General features: G+C 70.4%; 9 protein-coding genes. 4 read left to right on the forward strand and 5 right to left on the reverse strand.

The genetic code is table 11. The features are described 5' to 3' along the window. Positions 1-481: 481 nt before the first annotated feature. The 4 genes from ACFO0C_RS11065 to mfd form a co-directional block, all read right to left on the reverse strand. Complete coding sequence (locus tag ACFO0C_RS11065; RefSeq protein ID WP_378066498.1) at positions 482-2,098, reverse strand: DUF885 domain-containing protein; 1,617 nt, start codon at positions 2,096-2,098, stop codon at positions 482-484. A 249-nt stretch (positions 2,099-2,347) separates the two neighbouring features. After that, positions 2,348-3,301: a MazG family protein gene (locus ACFO0C_RS11070; protein WP_378066499.1), complete on the reverse strand. Its 954-nt coding sequence runs from the start codon at positions 3,299-3,301 to the stop codon at positions 2,348-2,350. Next, positions 3,298-4,050, reverse strand: a complete 753-nt coding sequence (locus tag ACFO0C_RS11075) for a hypothetical protein (protein ID WP_378066500.1) — start codon at positions 4,048-4,050, stop codon at positions 3,298-3,300. The genes ACFO0C_RS11070 and ACFO0C_RS11075 overlap by 4 nt, the downstream gene beginning before the upstream one ends. Before the next feature lie 29 nt (positions 4,051-4,079). Continuing rightward, a complete protein-coding gene (gene mfd, locus ACFO0C_RS11080; RefSeq protein WP_378066501.1) occupies positions 4,080-7,700 on the reverse strand; it encodes a transcription-repair coupling factor in 3,621 nt (1,206 codons plus the stop codon). 191 nt (positions 7,701-7,891) lie between these two features. Between mfd and ACFO0C_RS11085 the strand changes: the two genes are divergently transcribed. The 4 genes from ACFO0C_RS11085 (at position 7,892) to ppc (ending at position 15,564) form a co-directional block, all read left to right on the forward strand. Continuing rightward, positions 7,892-9,700, forward strand: a complete 1,809-nt coding sequence (locus ACFO0C_RS11085; RefSeq protein WP_378066502.1) for a glycosyltransferase family 2 protein — start codon at positions 7,892-7,894, stop codon at positions 9,698-9,700. After that, positions 9,697-11,646 carry a galactose oxidase-like domain-containing protein gene (locus ACFO0C_RS11090; RefSeq protein WP_378066503.1) on the forward strand — a complete coding sequence of 650 codons (1,950 nt, stop codon included), beginning with the start codon at positions 9,697-9,699 and terminating at the stop codon, positions 11,644-11,646. Before ACFO0C_RS11085 ends, ACFO0C_RS11090 begins: the two co-directional genes overlap by 4 nt. A 5-nt stretch (positions 11,647-11,651) precedes the next feature. Then, a complete protein-coding gene (locus tag ACFO0C_RS11095; protein ID WP_378066504.1) occupies positions 11,652-12,668 on the forward strand; it encodes a glycoside hydrolase family 6 protein in 1,017 nt (338 codons plus the stop codon). A 100-nt stretch (positions 12,669-12,768) separates the two neighbouring features. Next, positions 12,769-15,564, forward strand: coding sequence for a phosphoenolpyruvate carboxylase (gene ppc, locus ACFO0C_RS11100; RefSeq protein ID WP_378066505.1), 2,796 nt, complete (start codon positions 12,769-12,771; stop codon positions 15,562-15,564). Positions 15,565-15,617: 53 nt separating this feature from the next. Here the strand turns inward: ppc and ACFO0C_RS11105 are convergent, their stop codons facing one another. Next, positions 15,618-16,202 carry a hypothetical protein gene (locus ACFO0C_RS11105; protein ID WP_378066506.1) on the reverse strand — a complete coding sequence of 195 codons (585 nt, stop codon included), beginning with the start codon at positions 16,200-16,202 and terminating at the stop codon, positions 15,618-15,620.

Consider the following 16,202-nt stretch of genomic DNA (forward strand, 5'->3'; position numbering starts at 1 on the left):
CAGAACGCCAAACACACCCAACACCGGACCGGGCACCCGAACCGCCCTCCAACAGGGCATCGGATGCACCCGTCATCGGGTCTGGGTGCGATCGCCGCCCCCAGGAGGGCGGTGACGGCACCCGCATCCGGCTCCGGGTGCCGACAGGACACCCCACCGCGAAGTCATTCGCATACCAGGCCATCTCGGCACCCCGACCAGCGACAACCGCGACCATGACGCAGGTTCACGCCCCGCGCGATCAACCCCCGGTGGTGAAGACTCAGAGGCCAGACGCCCAGGACGGTGCCCGGCAGCTCCAAAGGCCAGACACCCGAAAACGCCAGACACCCAGGAGGGCGCCCAGCGAAACCGAAGGCCGGACGCCCGACCGCGTCAGACACCCAGCAGCGCGCCCAGCAGACCCAAACGCCAAACACCCAACAACGCCAGACACCCAAGAAGACGCCCAGCGGAACCGAAGGCCGGACGCCCGACCTCGTCAGACGCCCAGCAGGGTGCGCAGGTGGCGGGGCGGGGGTGAGCCGTGCGCCAGCATCGCGTCGTGCCACGCTTTCGGGGTGGCGCCGAACGGGCGGGCCGCCGCGATGGCCGCCACCTCGGTGTATCCGACGAAGTAGGTCGACAGCTGGGTGGACGTGAGCAGTGCCCGCCGCCACTTGCCGGCCGCCTCGCCCTCCTCCTGGAAGCCGCGCCCGGTCATCAGCGCCATCGCCTCGGCCTCGGGCAGGTCCTCGCAGTGGGTGAGCTGGTCGATGATCGCGTTGAGGCTCATCCGCAGCTGCATCTTGAGCTGCTGCACCCGCACCGGCAGGCCACCGAAGCCGAGACCGGCCATCAGCTCCTCGGCGTAGACGGCCCAGCCCTCGACGAACGGGCCGGACCAGCCGAGCGCCCGCACCCGGGTGGCGGCCCGGAATCGCCGGGAGTGGGCGATCTGCAGGAAGTGGCCGGGCATCGCCTCGTGGACGGTGAGGTTGCGCAGCATCTCGTCGTTGTACTCACGGTAGAAGCTGGCGATCCGCTCGGCCGGCCAGTCCGCCGGGGCCGGCGCGATGCAGTAGAACGTGGGCACGTCGGCTGTCTCGAGCGGACCGGGCGGGTCGCAGTAGGCGACGGCGACGCCCCGGGCGAACTCCGGCATCTCCTCGATCACGAGCGGATCGTCCACCAGGGACATGACGTCGTGCCGGCGGACGAACTCGGTCGCCTCGTCCATCGTCACCTTGGCCAGCCCGACGATGGTGGTGTCGTCGGGATGCCGCTCGGCGATGGTGGCGAGGGCGCGGCGGACCGTCTCGTCGGTGGGCGGGCCACCGGTCAACTCGGCCGCCGCCGCCCGCAGCGCCTCGCTGACCCGGTCGAGATTGGCCCAGGCCCGGGAGAGGATCTCGGCGGCGGGCAGCTCGGTGTCGAGCGTGTGCCAGAGCCGGGCCTCCCAGAGGCGGCGCCCGAGTCGCGGGTCACGGCCCGGGTCGGCACCCTCCAGTCGGGCGCGCAGCCAGCTGTCGAACTCGCCGAGCGCGGACAGCGCCGCGGCGGCGACCGGCTCGATGTCGCCACGCATGGCGGGCGCCTGCGCCAGCAGCCTCGGCACCTCGTCACGGATCAGGCCGGCGGTGCCGGTGAACTGACCGATCGCGGTCTCGGCGTGGACGCGGGGCACGTCATGGAGCACGGCGCGGGCGGTGGACAGCGCGTCCGGAATCGCGGCCAGGCGGCTGGCGAGACTGGCCAGGCGCTCGTCGAGGGGCGCGAACGGACGGGCGATCAGGCCGTGCAGCAGCGGACCCGGGTTGTGCTCCAAAGGGTTCCACTCGTGCTCACGGACCTGGGTCAGCTCGAACAGCGCGCGCTCGACCCGGGCGGCCAGGATCGCGTGGTCGACCTGATCCTCCTGGTCCAGGCCGTCGGCGTCGACGCCGCTGAGCGCGTCACCGGCGTCGTGCAGCATGGCGACGCGGGCGGACACACCGGCGGTGGAGTGGTCGGGCAGGCGGTCGTCGAAGCGGTGGTCACCCGCGTAGGAGGCGGTGGCGGGATCGCTCTCCAGGAGGGCGTCGACGATGCGCTCGGCAAGCGGTACGAACTCCGGCATGCCGTGAAACCTACTCGGAAGGACTGACATTTTCCGCCGCACGCACCGCCGCCCGCCGAAACGGCAACCGGAGGTCAGGAACGGCCCTGCACCGCTGCCCCGCCGAGCGGCCGACGGAGATCAGAAACGGCCCTGCACCGCTGCCCCGCCGAAACGGCCGACGGAGATCAGAAACGGCCCTGCAACGCCGAAACGGCAACCGGAAGTCAGAAACGGCCCTGCTTCGCTGCCACGAACGGCCGACGGAGGTCAGGAACAGTCCTGCTCCGCCGCCCGCACCGCGTCGGCGTAGAGAAGCGTGGCAGCACGCAGGGAGGCCTCCGCGTCCAGACCGGCCGCACGGGCTTCGGCCACCACCCGCAACAGGATGCTGCCGAGGTCGTCGTCGGCGGGCGGCGGCACGGACATCCCGGCCCGCTCGACCCGGTGCAGGATCTTCGCGGCCAGGGCGAGCGCGGGCTGGCTGAGCGCGATCCCGTCGAGGACCGAGTCGCGGGATTTCTCCTCGCGCTTGATCCGCTCCCAGTTTGCGGTGATCTCCTCGATGTCGGCGACCTGCTCACCGGCGAACACGTGCGGGTTGCGGCGGATCATCTTCTCGACGAGACCGGCGGCCACGTCGTCGATGGTCCACCCGTCGGTTCCGTCGTGCTCCTCGGCGAGGCGGGCGTGCAACACCACCTGGAGCAGGACGTCACCGAGTTCCTCACGGAGCGCACCGAGGTCGCCGCCGGTGATCGCGTCGTACGCCTCGTAGCTCTCCTCCAGCAGGTAGGGGGCGAGCGTCTGATGTGTCTGCTCCCGTTTCCACGGGTCGCCGCCGGGTGAGACGAGCCGGTCCATCACGGTGACGGCGTCGAGGAGCCGGGCACCGGGCGGGTCCCAGGAGCCGTACATCAGCTCCAGCTCGGCGAGGCCCGGCTCGCGGGCCAGACGCAGCCCCAGTTGCCGGGCGAAGGCCTGGTCGCCGTCGGGTCCGGCGAGCCAGACGGCGGCCGGCTGCCCGTCGATCGCGTCGAGCAGGCCCTGCGCGTCGGTGTCGAGGACGGTGACCGGGACACCGGTGACCCGCAGCGCGTCGGCCTGGGCGCTGTCGGCTCCGGCGAAGACCGGATACGCCCGGACGGCGTCCCACGCCTCGGCGGTCAGCAGCCCGGCCGGCAGTCGCGGCGAGGTGACCAGCAGAACGATCCTGGTACTCAAGGCCTATCGGCCACCGGGACCGCCCAGCGGTCGTCGAAGTCGGCGGTGAGCAGGTCGATCGCGCCGGCCTGGGCCTCGACGCCGAGCACGGTCAGGTCGAACGCATACCGCGGGTTGAGCCGGACGTGCAGCTCGTCGGCGGTGGCGCGGACCTCCTCGCGGAGCCTGGCGGCGGCGGACACGGCCTGCAGGTTCTGCTCGGCCTGCGCGGCCTTCCACGACGCGTAGTCCTGGCCGGGCTGGACACCACCGTTCGCGGCGAGCTGGTCGTACACGAACCGCATGTCCTCGTCGGCCGGGGCGGCGGTGGAGATCAGCGACTGGGTCAGCAGGCCGCGGAGGTAGTAGTTGTCGATGTAGAGCTTCGCGTAGGTGGAGTCGGCGGGCAGCTTCTTCTCCTCGGCGAACTGCGCGTACGGCACGTCGGCGGGCAGCGTGACCCCGTGCTTGGCGGCGATCCGGCCATAGATCTCGTGGCCGACGAGCGCCTGGAGGACCTCGGTCCGGGTGAACGGCACCTGGGCCCGCTCGGCTGTCTCGGCATTCCCGGCCTCCGCCGCCGCGGCCTTCGCCTTGTCGGTCAGAGTGTCGTAGGCCTCGTCCCAGATCTTGTCGACCTCCTGCACGGAGATGTCACCGGCGCTGCCCATATAGGCGGCGACGGATGACTCCGAGCGGCAGGCGGACAGGCCGCCCACGGCGAGGGACGCGGCGACAACAGCGGAGGCGAGTCGGCGGGCACGCAGCATGGTCAACACTCTCTCACGCGCATTGTGATTTACGTCGCCCGGGCCGCGACGGCTTTCACCGGCTCGCCCAGGACGTCCTTGAGGAGTTGCCCGCACCACTGGAGCAGTGCCTGGTCACGCAGCAGTTCGCCACCGATCCGGCGGGTGCTGGGCCGGGGGACGCTGACCTGGTCGGTGCCGGTCTTGTATACCGAGTCCGGGTGGTAGCGCTTGAGCCGCAGCTGCTTGGAGTCGGGCAGGACCAGCGGCGAGAACCGGATGTGTTTACCCTGCATCGACACGTCGGTCAGGCCGTAGGTGCGGGCCACCTGCCGGAAACGGGCGACCGCGATCAGGTTGACGACCGGGGCGGGCGGTTCGCCGTACCGGTCCTTCATCTCGCTGACCACCTCGTCGAGGCGGGCGTCGTCGCGGGCCTCGGCGAGTTTGCGGTACATCTCCAGGCGCAGGCGCTCGACCGAGATGTACTCGGTGGGCAGGTGCGCGTCGATCGGCAGGTCGATCTTGACCTCGGGCTCCTCCTCCTGGCGTTCGCCCTTGAACTGGGCCACCGCCTCGCCGACCATCCGCACGTAGAGGTCGAAACCGACGCCCTCGATGTGGCCGGACTGCTCGCCGCCGAGCAGGTTGCCGGCGCCGCGGATCTCCAGGTCCTTCATCGCCACGTACATACCGGCGCCGAGCTCGGTGTGCTGGGCGATGGTGGCCAGCCGCTCGTGGGCGTGCTCGGTGAGCGGCTTTTCCCGGGGGTAGAGGAAGTACGCGTACGCCCGCTCGCGTCCCCGGCCGACGCGGCCGCGGATCTGGTGCAGCTGGGCCAGACCGAGCAGGTCGGCGCGTTCCAGGATGAGGGTGTTGGCGTTGGGGATGTCGATGCCGGACTCGACGATCGTGGTGCAGACCAGGACGTCGAACTCCTTCTCCCAGAAGCCGACCATCACCTTCTCCAGCTGTTCCTCGCTCATCTGGCCGTGCGCCACCGCGACCCGGGCCTCGGGCACCAGCTCACGCAGTTTGCGGGCGGCCCGGTCGATCGACTCGACCCGGTTGTGCAGGTAGAAGACCTGGCCGTCGCGGAGCAGCTCGCGGTGGATGGCGGCGGCGACCTGCTTCTCGTCGTAGGCGCCGACGTAGGTGAGGACCGGGTGCCGCTCCTCCGGCGGGGTGGCGATGGTCGACATCTCCCGGATGCCGGTGATCGCCATCTCCAGGGTCCGCGGGATCGGGGTGGCCGACATGGTCAGCACGTCGACCGAGGCGCGCAGGGCTTTGAGCTGCTCCTTGTGCTCGACGCCGAAACGCTGCTCCTCGTCGACGATGATCAACCCGAGGTTCTTGAACCGGGTCGACTTGGCGAGCAGGCGGTGCGTACCGATGATGATGTCGACGGTGCCGTTGGCGGCGCCCTCCAGGGTGAGGGTGGTCTCCTTCGGCGTCTGGAACCGGGACAGCTGCTTGATCTGCACCGGGAACTGGCTCATCCGCTCGGTGAACGTGTTGAAGTGCTGCTGGGCGAGCAGGGTGGTGGGCACGAGCACGGCCACCTGCTTGCCGTCCTGCACGGCTTTGAACGCCGCCCGTACCGCGATCTCGGTCTTGCCGTAACCGACGTCGCCGCAGATCAGCCGGTCCATCGGGACCTGCAGCTCCATGTCGTGCTTGACCTCGACGATCGCGGCCATCTGGTCGGGTGTCTCGGTGTAGGGGAACGCGTCCTCCAGCTCACGCTGCCACGGGGTGTCCGGCCCGAAGGCGTGACCCGAGGAGGCCTGGCGCGCCGCGTACAGCTGGATGAGCTGGGCGGCGATCTCCTTGACCGCCTTCTTGGCGCGGGCCTTGCTCTTCTGCCAGTCGGCGCCGCCCATCTTGTGCAGCGTGGGCGACTCGCCGCCGACGTAGCGGGAGAGCTGGTCGAGCTGGTCGGTGGGGACGAAGAGCCGGTCGCCGGGCTGGCCGCGCTTGGACGCCGCGTACTCGATGACCAGGTACTCACGCTCGGCACCGTTGACCGCGCGCTGCACCAGCTCGATGTAGCGGCCGATGCCGTGCTGCTCGTGGACCACGAAGTCGCCGGTCTTGAGCTCGAGCGGGTCGATCGTGTTGCGCCGGCGGGCGGGCAGCTTGCGCATGTCCTTCGTGGACGCACCGCGGCCGCCGGAGATGTCGTTACCGGTGATCACCGCGAGCCGGGACGCCTCGTCGACGAACCCGTGGTTGAGCCCGCCGCAGGTGATCAGCAACTGCCCGCCGGTGATGGCCGAGGGGATCGAGTCGACCACGGTGACGCCCAGGCCGGCGTCGCGGAGCAGCTCGGCGGCCCGCTGCGCGGTCCCCTTGCCCTCGAAGACCAGTGCGATCGCCCAGCCCTGGCCGGCCCATCCGGCGAGGTCACCGGCGAGTTTCCCGGTGTCACCGTGGTAGAGCGGAACGGGCTGTGCGGCCACCGCGACGGCGTCGCCGAGATCCGGCGACACCTCGACGGAGGTGCTGTCCTCCCACGGGAGCGGTTCGTCCGGGGTCGGGGTGTCGGCCAGGCCGAACGGCGAGACGGTCCACCACGGCTGGTGCAGGACCGCCGCGTGCGCCCGGACGTCGGCGAGGCTGCGGAAGGCCACGGCGCCGACGTCGATCGGCGCCTGGCCTCCGACGGCGGCCGCGGCCCAGGACGCTTCGAGGAATTCATCGGAGGTACGGGTGAGGTCGTGCGCCCGCGTGCGGATCCGCTCCGGGTCACAGAGCAGGACGTGTGTCCCGGCGGGCATGCAGTCGATCAGCAGTTCCATGCTGTCGGTCCCGCTGAGCAGGGCCGGCGCCAGGGACTCCATGCCCTCGACCGGGATGCCCTCGGACAGTTTGTCGAGGATCTCGGCCAGCTCGGGATGCTGTGCGGACAGCGCCGCCGCCCTCTCCCGGACGGCCGGGGTGAGCAGCAGCTCGCGGCAGGGCGGCGCCCACAGTCGCGGCACCTGGTCGATGGTCCGCTGGTCTGCGACGGCGAAGGTGCGGATCTCCTCGACGTCGTCGCCCCAGAACTCGACCCGCGACGGGTGCTCGTCGGTGGGCGGGAACACGTCGAGGATGCCGCCGCGGACGGCGAACTCGCCCCGCTTGGTGACCAGGTCGACCCGCGCGTAGGCCATGTCGGAGAGCCGCCGGGCGACCCCCTCCAGCTCCGCTTCCCGGCCGGTGACCAGCTCCACCGGCTCCAGGTCGCCGAGCCCCTTGAGCTGGGGCTGCAACAGCGACCGGACCGGCGCGACGACCACCCGCAGCGGACTGTCGCCGGGATGGGCGAGGCGGCGCAGCACGGCTAGGCGGCGGCCGACGGTGTCGGAGCGCGGCGACAGGCGCTCGTGCGGCAGCGTCTCCCACGACGGGTAGACGGCGACCAGATCGGGATCGATCAGGCAGCCCAGGGCATCGGCCAGGTCGTCGGCCTCACGTGAGGTGGCGGTGACGGCCAGGACCGGGCGCTGGGCGCCGCCGAGATCGGCCGGGCCGGCGACGGTGGCCACCACGAACGGGCGCAACGAGACCGGCGCGGTCAGGTCGAGCGAGTCCGAGTCGACGAAGCCTTTGGCCGCGAGATCACGCGCGCGGGCGAGGCCGCGATCGCGCAGGGCGGCGGGAATCAGACCGGACAGTTGCATGACGAGTGACCCCCCGAGGGCACGACGAACAGCCCCGATCCAGGTGGTGGACGGGGGTGTGCCCCCAGCTTAGTCCGACACGCCGACAGATCTCGCACCCCACGGCTTATCGCACAGCATGTCCGACATGTGGACCAAGCAACCGTGGAAGAGTCCCCGGACGTTGCGCACGAAATGGGGGAGGGCAAAACGTGCGAATCGTGCACACCCCGGAGGATCCCGGGGTTACTCAGCCTGTCCCGATAACGATCGGGAAGGTCCCGCCGCAACGGCCACCGACCGGCCGTACCGCGATGCCGGCCGACGAGATGAACAGCACCCACCTGCTGCCGCGGCAGTCCGCCTACAGCGCGTACAGCGTGCTGGCCGGGCCGGCCGAGCAGGCGCCGGAGGACGGTGCGCCCTACCGGGTGCGGATGCGGCGGCTGGACCGGCGCCGTCCGATCCGGACACTGCTCATCACGCTGTTCGCCTTCGCGTTCGAGAGCACCTTCTTCGGCTGGCTGGTCACGTCGATCGAGATGCCCGACCACGACCTGCACACCACGCTCTACCTGGCCACCGGCTTCATGATCGTGGCGACCGCGGTGATCGAGTTGTTCCGTCTGGTCAACGTGGTCACGCTGTGTCTCGCGACGCTCTGGGCACGTGACCCGCAGCCCGTCGTGCCGGACACGTCGCTGCGGATCGCGTTCCTCACCACGATCGTGCCCGGCAAGGAGCCGGTCGAGATGGTGGAGCGCACCCTGCGGGCCGCCCGGGAGGTCCGTTACGACGGGCACTACGACGTGTGGCTGCTCGACGAGGGTGACGACCCGGTGGTCAAGCTGATGTGCAAGCGGCTCGGAGTGCACCACTTCACCCGGCGCGGGAACCTCGACTTCAACACGGCGAAGGGCCGCTACAAGACGAGGACGAAGCACGGCAACTACAACTCGTGGCTGACGGCGCACGGATCCGGGTACGACGTCTTCGTCTCGGTCGACCCCGACCACGTGCCCGCACCGAACTTCTGCGAACGGCTCGTCGGCTACTTCCGCGACCCGGACGTGGCGTTCGTGGTCGGGCCGCAGATCTATGGCAACTACGACAACCGGGTGACCCGCTGGGCCGAGTCGCAGCAGTATCTCTTCCACTCCCTGCTGCAGCGGGCCGGCAACCACCGCGGGATCGCCATGCTGGTCGGCACCAACAACGCGGTCCGCATCGCGGCACTCCAGCAGATCGACGGCCTCCAGGACTCGATCACCGAGGACATGGCCACCAGCCTGCGGGTGCACGCGACCCGCAACCCGGCCACCGGCAACCGCTGGACCTCGGTCTACACGCCGGACGTGCTTGCCGTCGGCGAGGGCCCGTCGTCGTGGACCGACTACTTCACCCAGCAGCACCGCTGGTCGCGGGGCACCGACGAGGTGGTGGTCCGCCGGTTCGCCGGGACGCTCGCGCGACTCGGTCCGGCCCGCGCGCTGCAGTACGGGCTGCTCATGTCGTACTACCCGCTGACCGCGGCGGCCTGGTTGCTCGGGGCGCTCAACGCGGCCTGCTTCCTGTTGCTGGGCGCGAAGGGCGTACAGGTGCCGGGTGAGGTCTGGTTGATGCTCTATGTGGACGCCGCGCTGTTCCAGATCGGTCTCTACCTCTTCAACCGCAGGCACAACGTCAGCCCGCACGAGAAGTCCGGATCGTCGGGTCTGGCGGGGATGCTCGCGTCGACCCTCTGCACCCCGGTCTACGTGTCGTCGTTCCTGTCCGCGCTGTTGCGCCGCGGGTCCGGTTTCGTGGTCACGCCGAAGGGCGACTCGACGAGCCCGGACCGGCTCGCCACGTTCGCGCCCGGCCTGCGCTGGGCCGCCCTCTACGCCGGGCTGCTGATCGTCTCCCCGTTCGTCGACCACGTCGACCCGGCCATGTACGCCTGGCCCGCCCTGAATCTCGCGATCTGCCTGACCCCGGTCACGTTGTGGCTGTTCCGCAGCAGGAAGGAAACGTCCGTATGAAGCCCCGCTCGCGTCCCTCTCCGGCTCGGCGGCTGACGAGCGGCCTGGTCACGCTGGTGGTGCTGGCCGTGGTGGCGATCGCGAACCGCCCGATGGTCGCCGTCGCCGGTGAGGCGCTGCACACGTACCAGATCAATCGTCAGTCCTACAAGGAGAGTCACGGTCACTGGGCCCGCCTGCCGGTCCCCCGCGACTTCAAGGTCAACGCCATCCACGCCGCCCTGCTGCACACCGGCAAGGTGCTGATCATCGCGGGCAGCGGCAACAACAAGGACGCGTTCGAGGAGAAGTCGTTCCGGACCGTTCTCTACGACCCCCGCGACGACGAGTTCACCGAGGTGCCGACGCCGACCGACGTGTTCTGCGCCGGGCACACCTTCCTGCCGGACGGCAAGCTGCTGGTGGCCGGGGGCACCAAGTCGTACGAGGTGCTGGAAGCCGACGTCGAACACGCGGCCGGGGTGATGAAGTTCAAGAACGAGTCCCCGGACGGCGGGCCGCGGGTCTTCCCGAAGGGCACCCGGCTGCTCTCGGCCACCGGCGAGGTCTACCTGACCCGGTCGAAGGTGACGGTGCCGGCCGCGCGCAAGGTCACCCACCACGGGCAGGTGATGGTGCACGCCGGCGAGGGCGAGGTGTGGGCCGACGCGGCCGCGAAGGGCGACCGGCCGGTGGTGACCGCTCCCGGCCAGTACCGGATCGACGGTCTGACCGGCGCCGACGCCCGCAACCTCTACGGCATCGCCGAGAAGATCACCCGCGAGAAGCAGGAGTACGGCGGGGACCGCACCTCCTACGAGTTCGACCCGTTGACCGAACGCTACGTCCGCACCGGGAACATGCGGGACCACCGCTGGTACCCGACCCTGATCGGCCTGACCGGCGGTGACGTGATCGCGGTCTCCGGGCTGGACCAGTTCGGCCGGATCCTGCCCGGGCGCAACGAGCGCTACCTGCCCGAGCAGCGCCGCTGGGTGGCCGCGCCCGAACTGAAGCGCTACTTCCCCACCTATCCGGGTCTGCACCTGATGGCCGACGGGCGGGTCTTCTACTCGGGTTCCAACTCCGGGTACGGCTCGGATGTCGAGGGTCGTACGCCCGGCCTGTGGAACGTCGATCGCAACACCTTCCAGACCGTGCCCGGCCTGCGCGACCCCGGGATGAACGAGACCAGTTCGTCGGTGCTGCTGCCACCGGCCCAGGACCAGCGGGTGATGATCCTCGGCGGTGGTGGTGTCGGCGAGTCGGAGGAGTCGACGGCACGGACCGACATCGCGGACCTGGACACGGCCGGCCCGCGCTACGAACCGGGCCCGGACCTGCCGAGACCGGCCCGCTACCTGTCGACGGTGGTGCTGCCGGACGACACGGTCCTGACCACCGGCGGCTCGTCCGGTTACCGGGGCGGAACCTATCGGGGGGAGCCACGGAGCGACCTGTTCAACGCGCAGATCTACCACCCGCGGCGCAACGTGTTCGAGACCGCCGCCGAGTCGACGGTCGGCCGCAACTACCACTCCGAGGCGATCCTGCTGCCCGACGGCCGGGTGATCACCCTGGGCGGTGACCCGCTCTACGACGAGACCGGGGAGAACGCCGGCACGTTCGAGAAGCGGATCGAGATCTACAGTCCGCCGTACCTCTTCCGCGGCGACCGGCCGGTCATCGGTGGCGGGCCGTCGGCTGTCGACCGGGGTGGCATCGCGACGTTCGAGACCCCGGACGCGAGCCGGATCGTCTCGGCCCGGCTGTTGCGGCCCAGCGCGGTCACCCACGTCACCGACGTGGACCAGCGGTCGGTCGCACTCGGGCTGACGAACCGTGGCGACGCCGTCGAGGTGACAGTGCCAGAAAAGCCCGGTCTAGTACCTTCCGGGTGGTACATGCTTTTTCTCATGAACGACCAGGGCGTACCGTCCGTGGCTCGCTGGGTGCGGGTGCGCTGAGGGCGATGGCACGGCACCGCTACCGGAGAGGCCACCGGGCACAACTGCTCGCGCTCCTGCTCGGCCTCGTCGTCGGGGCGGTCGCCCTCCTCCACGAGCCGGCGGAGCCCGCACCGCTGCGGACCCCGCCGGCCGTCGAGGTGGCCACCGGCCTCTACCTCGACCCGGGTGGGCTCGCGCCGCGCTACCTGCGCAATCTCCGTAAGTCGGGACGGCACGCCGAGGCCGCGGTGATCCGGCGGATCGCCGACCAGCCGGCGGCGACCTGGTTCACCGACGCCCGGCCCGGGTTCGCCGACCGGGCCCGGCGGCTGGTCACCGCGGCCGCCGCGGCGGGGCGGGTACCGGTCGTCACGCTCTACTTCATCCCGCATCGGGACTGCAGGAAGTACTCGGCGGGCGGCGCGCGCAACGATCTGACGTACCGGAACTGGATCTCCTCGATCGCGACCGCCCTGCGCGGGCACCGCGCGCTGGTGATCCTCGAACCGGACGCGATCGCGCACGCCGTCTCCGGCTGCCTCGGCCCCCGGGCCGCGGCGGCCCGCTACGCCCTGCTCGCCCATGCCGTCGACACGCTGCGGGCCGAGCCGGGCGTCGCGGTCTACCTCGACGCCGGTCACCCCGGATGGATCTCCGCGGCACGGATGGCGCCGGCACTGCGACGATCCGGCGCCACCCGCGCCCGCGGCTTCGCGGTCAACGTCGCCAACTTCCAGACCACAAGAGCCAATCTGCGGTACGGGCGGGAGCTGTCCCGTCTCCTCGCCGGCCGGCACTTCGTCATCGACACCAGCCGCAACGGCAACGGCCCGGCCCGCCGGGTCAGGGGTGACCGCCACTGGTGCAACCCGCCCGGGCGACGGCTCGGGCACGCGCCGACACTGCGGACCGGGCAGGAGCTCGTCGATGCGTACCTCTGGGTGAAGCGTCCCGGAGAGTCGGACGGCGCCTGCGGTGGCGGAGCTCCTGCCGCAGGTCAGTGGTACCCCGCCTATGCGCGTTCACTGACCGGGTCATGAGACTCTTGACTCAATTCACCCCCTGACCGGGGTACGCCGATAACATCGGCGAAGTCGGGACAGCGCCGTCCTGGAGCCATCCGAACGAAGGAGCGCCCCGATGTCCGACGAGCCTGCCCACCTCGACCTGGAGGGTCCCGACGCCGCACTCCGCGCCGACATCCGTCGGATCGGCACGCTGCTCGGTCAGACCCTGGCCCGCCAAGAGGGCCGTCCCCTGCTCGACCTGGTCGAGGAGATCCGCGCCCTGGTCCGGCAGGACGCCCCGGCCGCCGCCGACCGGCTCGGTGCCATGGACATCACCACCGGCACCAAGCTGGCCCGCGCCTTCTCCACGTACTTCCATCTGGCGAACATCACCGAGCAGGTGCACCGCGCCCGTGAGCTGCGGCGCCGCCGGGCGAAGAACGGCGGCTGGCTCGACCAGGCCGCCAAGCGGATCGCCGAGAAGGGCGTGCCCGCCGACGAGATCGCCGCCGCCGCGCGCCGGCTCGCGATCCGCCCCGTCTTCACCGCGCACCCGACCGAGGCCGCCCGTCGCTCGATCCTGTCGAAGCTGCGTCAGGTCGCCGACTCCCTCGACGCCGAGTCCGCGGCCGCCGCCCTCTACGGCGCGACCGACACCACGGCCTCCACCAAGCGGTTCGCCGAGCTGATCGACCTGCTCTGGCAGACCGACGAGCTGCGCCTGGACCGGCCGGACCCGACCGACGAGGCCCGCAACGCGGTCTACTACCTGAAGGATCTGTACGCGGATGCCGCGCCGCAGGTGCTCGACGACCTCGCCGACACACTGCGCCGCCTCGGTGTGGAGACCGCGCCCACGTCGAAGCCGCTCACCTTCGGCACGTGGATCGGCGGCGACCGGGACGGCAACCCGTTCGTCACGCCCAAGGTCACCCGCGAGGTGCTGCTCATCCAACATGAGCACGGCATCCAGGCCACCGAGAAGGCGATGGACCGGCTGATCGACGAGCTGTCGGTCTCCCGGCGGCTGCGTGGCGTGTCCCTCGACCTGTCCGCCAGCCTCGCCCAGGACCTCGACAATCTTCCCGAGGTCGCGGGCCGCTTCCGCCGGGTCAACGCCGAGGAGCCGTACCGTCTGAAGGTCCGGGCGATCAAGGCGAAACTGGCCAACACCCGGGCCCGGCTGACCAACGGCACCCCGCACGTGGCCGGCCGCGACTACCTCGGCTCCGACGAGCTGATCTCCGACCTGGAGCTGATGCGCGCGTCGCTGGCCCGCAACTCCGGCCAGCTGCCCGCCGTCGGTGTCGTCGCCACCGCGATCCGGCAGGCGTCCGCGTTCGGCCTGCAGCTGGCCACCCTCGACGTGCGTGAGCACGCCGAGAAGCACCACGAGGTGCTCCAGCAGATGTATGCGCAGGTCGGCGAGGTCGACGACTACGCCGAGCTGGACCGTCCGTCCCGGACGAAGCTGCTCGCCGCCGAACTGACCGGGCGGCGGCCGCTGTCCAACATCGACACCCCGCTCACCGACGCGGCCCGCAAGACGTTCGACGTGTTCCACACCATCCGGGAGTCGCAGGCCCGATTCGGTGACGACGTCATCGAGTCGTACATCATCTCGATGACCCTCGGTGTCGACGACGTGCTCGCCGCCGCGGTGCTGGCCCGCGAGGCCGGCCTCGTCGACATCCACACCGGCCGCGCCCAGGTCGACATCATCCCGCTGCTGGAGACCCCGGCCGAGCTCGACGCCGGCGGTGACCTGCTCGACGAGATGCTCTCCATCCCGGCCTACCGGGAGATCGTCCGCGCCCGCGGCGACGTGCAGGAGATCATGCTCGGCTACTCGGACTCCAACAAGGAGGCCGGGATCACCACCAGCCAGTGGCGGATCCACAAGGCACAGCGGTCGCTGCGTGACGTCGCGGCCCGGCACGGCGTCCGTCTGCGTCTCTTCCACGGGCGCGGCGGTACGGTCGGTCGCGGTGGCGGCCCCACGCACGAGGCGGTGCTGGCGCAGCCGTACGGCACGCTCGACGGCGCGATCAAGGTGACCGAGCAGGGTGAGGTCATCTCCGACAAGTACACGGTGCCCGCCCTGGCCCGGGAAAATCTGGAGCTCACGGTCGCCGCCGTGCTCCAGGCGACGCTGCTGCACACCAGCATCTCCGTCGACCCGGTCCGCCTCGAGGTGTGGGACTCGGTCATGGACACCGCGTCGGACGCGGCGTTCACCCGGTACCGCTCGCTCGTCGAGGACCCGGACCTGGCCGCCTACTTCTGGGCCGCCACGCCGACGGAGCTGCTGGGCGCCCTCAACATCGGCTCCCGCCCGGCGAAACGCCCCAACGCGGACGCCGGCCTGGGTGGCCTGCGGGCCATCCCGTGGGTGTTCGGCTGGACCCAGACCAGGCAGATCGTCCCCGGCTGGTTCGGTGTCGGCACCGGCCTGGCCGCGGTCCGCGCCGCCGGCCTGGGCGCCGAGCTGGACGCGATGCACGGCAACTGGCAGTTCTTCCGCACGTTCCTGTCGAACGTCGAGATGATGCTGGCCAAGACCGACCTGTCGATCGCCCGCCGCTACGTGGAGACGCTGGTCCCCGAGGAGCTGCGGCCGATCTTCGACAAGATCGAGCAGGAGTACGCGCTGACCGTGCAGGAGGTGCTGGCCATCACCGGCGGCACCGAGATCCTGTCGAACCAGCCGGAGCTGTCCCGCACCCTGAGCGTCCGCGACACGTACCTGGAGCCGCTGCACCACCTGCAGGTGGCGCTGCTGCGCCAGTACCGCGACCTGGGCGAGGCGGGCCGCCAGCTCCCGACGGCCCCGGGCGCCCGCCGAGGCCCGTCCGATTCGACGGCCTTGGAGCGTGCCCTCCTGACCACGGTCAACGGCATCGCCGCCGGCATGCGCAACACCGGCTGACCGCCGCCGCACGAAACGAGCCCCGTCCCGCTCCGGGACGGGGCTCGCTCATTTCAGGCGTCCTCCACCAGAGCCGCGACTCGCACTACCACCAGCGGGTCATAGCCGAGGCCCTCACCGATCTTCCGCAGGCTCTCGTACCGGCTCTCATCAATATCGACGCTTAGAGCGTGATACGTCTCCAGCAGGAAGCGGAACGCGAGGTCGGGTGAGCATTTGTCCGCGCACCGAAGCAGACGCCCCGACATCAACGGGTACCCCTCCTCACCGAACGCCTTCACCTCGGCGACCACGGCATCCCGATACCCTTCGGAGAAGTCGGCCCGGTAGGTCGGCTCCTCCACTCCGAAACGCCGGCACTCCTGCAGGATCATTTCCATCAGGGCCGGGCCCGAGGCCACCGTCCCTTCCGGCCCGAAGGTGAACGAGCCGTCGAGACATGACAGCCACAGCTTTTCCACATCAATCGAAGAGAGCCCGGAGCGCAGGAGTTCGGCGTCATGGCTCAGCACATGACGCGACACCGTGTGCTTGCAGGCGTCGGCGATCACCTCGGACAGGCTTCCCATCAGGTACCAATCCTCGTGGAACCGACTCGCCAGGATCGGGATCCCGGTATGGGAGTCTATGGTCGTCAC

It is taken from the genome of Actinoplanes subglobosus (assembly GCF_042650585.1).
Lineage (GTDB): Bacteria > Actinomycetota > Actinomycetes > Mycobacteriales > Micromonosporaceae > Actinoplanes > Actinoplanes subglobosus.